We start from the raw sequence: 3,458 nt of genomic DNA, 5'->3' as shown, positions 1-3,458 counted from the left end.
ACGATAAAATCTATAACACTAAACTTATATTTGAATTTTTGGAACTGCCCATAAGCGAAATGGTGAAACTGAACGACAGATAAAATCCGCATTAACGCAAGCTGATATGCTATCAATGAAGCTGAAACAAGAAATATTACAGCTCCGAGTCGCCTCATTCTTTGCCTCTTTTGAATGGCACAAACCGAACTGGCAAAATATTTTTAGTTTTTATTTTACCTTTTTCCTTTTCTACTAACATTAAGTTTTGAACTCCGAACGGATGCCCGAAAGGAATTATCATTTTACCCCCCTCCTTCAATTGTTCGATAAGTGGTGGCGGGATGTGCTCGGCGGCGGCAGTTACGATGATTGCATCGAAGGGTGCAAACTCTTTCCATCCGTAGTATCCATCGGCAACTTTTACTTGAACTTTGTTATAACCCATCTTTTTCAGTTTATCGGCAGCGCTCAAACCCAGCTCCTTAATAATTTCAATTGTGTAAACTGAATCAGTAATTTCAGCAAGCACAGCTGCCTGATATCCCGAACCTGTTCCGATTTCAAGAGCTTTCATTCCCGGTTTTATATCCGCAAGTTCAGTCATTAATGCTACGATGTATGGTTGCGAAATAGTTTGCCCATAACCAATCGGAACCGGATGATCGTTATAAGCTTGAGATAAGTATGATGCCGGAACCAACTCGTGCCGAAGAACTGCCCGCATTGCATCAAGCACATATTTTTCCTTCACTCCCCTATCTTCGATTTGATATTTCACCATATCGTGGCGGAGCTTTGTATATTTATCTTGAGTCTGTATCAGTAAGATAAAAAAGAATATTAAAATTAGTTTTATCATTGTTTTTCCCGAATCTTCTAATCAAAATTAGGAAACACTATCGAGAAAAGCAAAAGTAAATGGGCAAACTTCCAAGCATAACGTTTACGTGTATGAAACGTTGCGGAGTGCGAGCTGCCTCACTATCCACCGACACAAACGCTGTTGCGGAGCAAAAACTTTGCATAACCTCTTACACCTGCATTAGTTTGTCTTCAATTTTTTCCACGCGAAAGCCGCATATTACACCTGTAATTTTTGATACATTTGGATGTATTTGTGGTGCCTCTGCGAAAAATGTTTCAAAATCAGTTTTATTATCGATTTGTTGATGCAAAGATTTTTGGTTATATCCTGTTAACCAACAAATGATCGAATCTACCTCTTCCTTGGTTCGTCCTTTTTTCACTGCCTTGTTTATATAATGCGGATAAACACTTGCAAATGACATTTTATATATTCTTGAGTTTTCCATTGTTCTTGAAGATTGTTACACATTTAGTATTTAGTCAATATATTTTAAAGAATAGATTTTGTCCAAAATTGCATATAACGAGGGCGAAGCCCGCGCAACGTTGCTACGCCGCTTATGATCACAGCACGAAGTGCTGCGCGAATGGCGTAGCAACGTTCGTCGTCCTGCAAAAATACGCAATAGTTTTGTGAACTATAAATAGACAAATTTTCCGTGAGCAAAACTATTGAGCGAGGCTTTTTATCATTGGTTTATTCCAGCGTCGTGCTTTTGGTTGTTAAGCGAAGTGGCAATTAATCCGCTGCCCATCGATATTCAAAATCTTCAGTTGATAATGTGAGACATTTTTTGAGATTCTTGCTCATATCTTTTCCGCCCGGCATCGTTGGCAACATATTGAAGTACTGGCGAATCGCTTGGTTGATTGCTGCAAGGCAAGTTTTGGCTTTGATCCAGTTCTGCGGACTGAATACCCGATTCTGTGGTAATGGTTCGTTTGCCGCAGCCTCGAGAGCCGTGTTGAGACAACTGCCAGCAATCTCGACAATTTGTGCAACCATATTTCTAGTCTGTGCTCTTTCCCAACATACACTTGGATTGGGAACACGATCGGATTGAACGCTCGAAATAGCAAAGCACATTGAGATCGCATAGAGTTGATGGTAGGGTGCATATGCCCGCATAGCCAATAATGATTCATTCAAAGCTAATGGATTGCTGGCGACCCAGCCGTTAAGTACTTCCTGCATCCAAAGGTTGAGAGCTTGAGCTTTTTCGGGTTTGTATTCTTCGGGCCGTTTGAACAGCTGCTCAAAATACTTGTCGAAAATCTTTGTCTCGCTGTACGCAATGTTGGGGCGCTGTGAATGCCAAGAGATGAGATACTTACCCAAGTCCGAAAGGTCTAATGCCAATCTTTTGTCCTTATCAGCGGGCGGCTCCTCGCCACGTTTGGTTATGAAATATCCCATAGAATACTTTTGCTCGAACGCTTTCTTTAGGTTAAGCACACGCTTATCGTTGCTCCTCAAATCACGAGGCTTAACTGCACTTTGTGAATTGGTAGATATGCTGATTCTATCGGCTCTATCCCGCTGTGGAATCTCATAGAATCTGAACATCACGTAGGTATCTTCGACTGTCTTCACCCGCTCACTACACGAGAGAATAGTGTTAAATGACTGGCATCCGTTGACCACACTGAGACCCTGCAAGTCAAGTTGACTATCAACGCCAAACGACATTCGGTTGCAAATGGCAGTGATGCCGTTATGAAAGAAGAAAAAGTCTCGGTGCTTATCACTATAGATTGTGTTTTTAATACCTTTGTTCACTGTGTTACTTAGTCCAAGCGATTGCCGTACATTCTTCTGGAAAAGAGTACCATCTTTGATTCCGGGAAATCCGAGACAATCTTTCAATTGAATGGCGGCTAAGACTGCTTGTGTACCGCCAATAACCATTTTAATGTAGCGTCCCGGTTCGAGTCGCACCGTATGCCTTATGCTAGGATTGTCCTTCTCAAGTGCCATATCATATCTGCGTCGTAATTCATCTTGGTCGACAAGATGAATATTCGCAGCGAAATCTTCGGCATCAGCAAGCTGCGCTTGAAATGTAGCCAAATCTTCTTTCGCTGAGTCAGTGAGGGAAGATGTTGTGATAAGCTCAAATGAAACATCGTAATCATCGTCTAATGCGATTGAAACATCAGATAGCCTTCTCTTCAGCTTTGTGTTGGCAACTTCTTGCAGACGGACCAAATCTTTGAGTTGAATCCACGAGGAAAGAACTTCACGAAGTGGTTCAGCATCAACGTTATCGGATCCGATGAACTTGCCCTGAATGACAAAAACAGTCGACTTGTCTTCATCAATGATGATTGCGTCAATCTGCTTGTCGTCCGCACCATCTGTAATGCAATCCTTCGTTTCATTCATATCCTTCAGATGGATGTTCCTGAGATACCAAGCAACAAAACGCTGCCCGTCATTAGGAAAGTTCTGCGTGTAATACGGTTGCTTGATTTCGTCTACAATCTTGTCATACATAGCTTTGGTCTCCTGTTAATTGCCATTTCGCATAACATCTGTAAAGACGCAATATTGGAGGCTGACTAAAAAGTAGGCTCTCATACAATAGCATTAGTATTATCCTTTAAAA

2 protein-coding genes and 1 pseudogene are annotated in these 3,458 nt (G+C 41.5%); all 3 read right to left on the bottom strand.

Annotated elements, in window-relative coordinates; translation table 11 throughout:
- Positions 1–154: 154 nt before the first annotated feature.
- The 3 genes and pseudogenes from QME58_14275 to QME58_14265 all read right to left on the bottom strand — a co-directional run bounded on the left by QME58_14275 (position 155) and on the right by QME58_14265 (position 3,346).
- Positions 155–841: a protein-L-isoaspartate(D-aspartate) O-methyltransferase gene (locus tag QME58_14275; protein ID MDI6804979.1), complete on the bottom strand. Its 687-nt coding sequence runs from the start codon at positions 839–841 to the stop codon at positions 155–157.
- 178 nt (positions 842–1,019) lie between these two features.
- A pseudogene (locus tag QME58_14270) lies at positions 1,020–1,295 on the bottom strand (DUF2200 domain-containing protein).
- A 293-nt stretch (positions 1,296–1,588) separates the two neighbouring features.
- Positions 1,589–3,346: an AIPR family protein gene (locus QME58_14265; protein MDI6804978.1), complete on the bottom strand. Its 1,758-nt coding sequence runs from the start codon at positions 3,344–3,346 to the stop codon at positions 1,589–1,591.
- Positions 3,347–3,458 lie beyond the last annotated feature (112 nt).

The organism is Bacteroidota bacterium (assembly GCA_030017895.1).
GTDB lineage: Bacteria > Bacteroidota > Ignavibacteria > UBA10030 > BY39 > JASEGV01.
The sequence above is the reverse complement of the archived record's forward strand: the minus strand, read 5'-3'. Positions and strand labels throughout refer to the sequence as shown.

Bases quoted from the DNA above. Each gene is read 5' to 3' on its own strand.
- QME58_14275 (MDI6804979.1), bottom strand. From the start codon at position 841: ATGATAAAACTAATTTTAATATTCTTTTTTATCTTACTGATACAGACT.
- QME58_14265 (MDI6804978.1), bottom strand. From the start codon at position 3,346: ATGTATGACAAGATTGTAGACGAAATCAAGCAACCGTATTACACGCAG.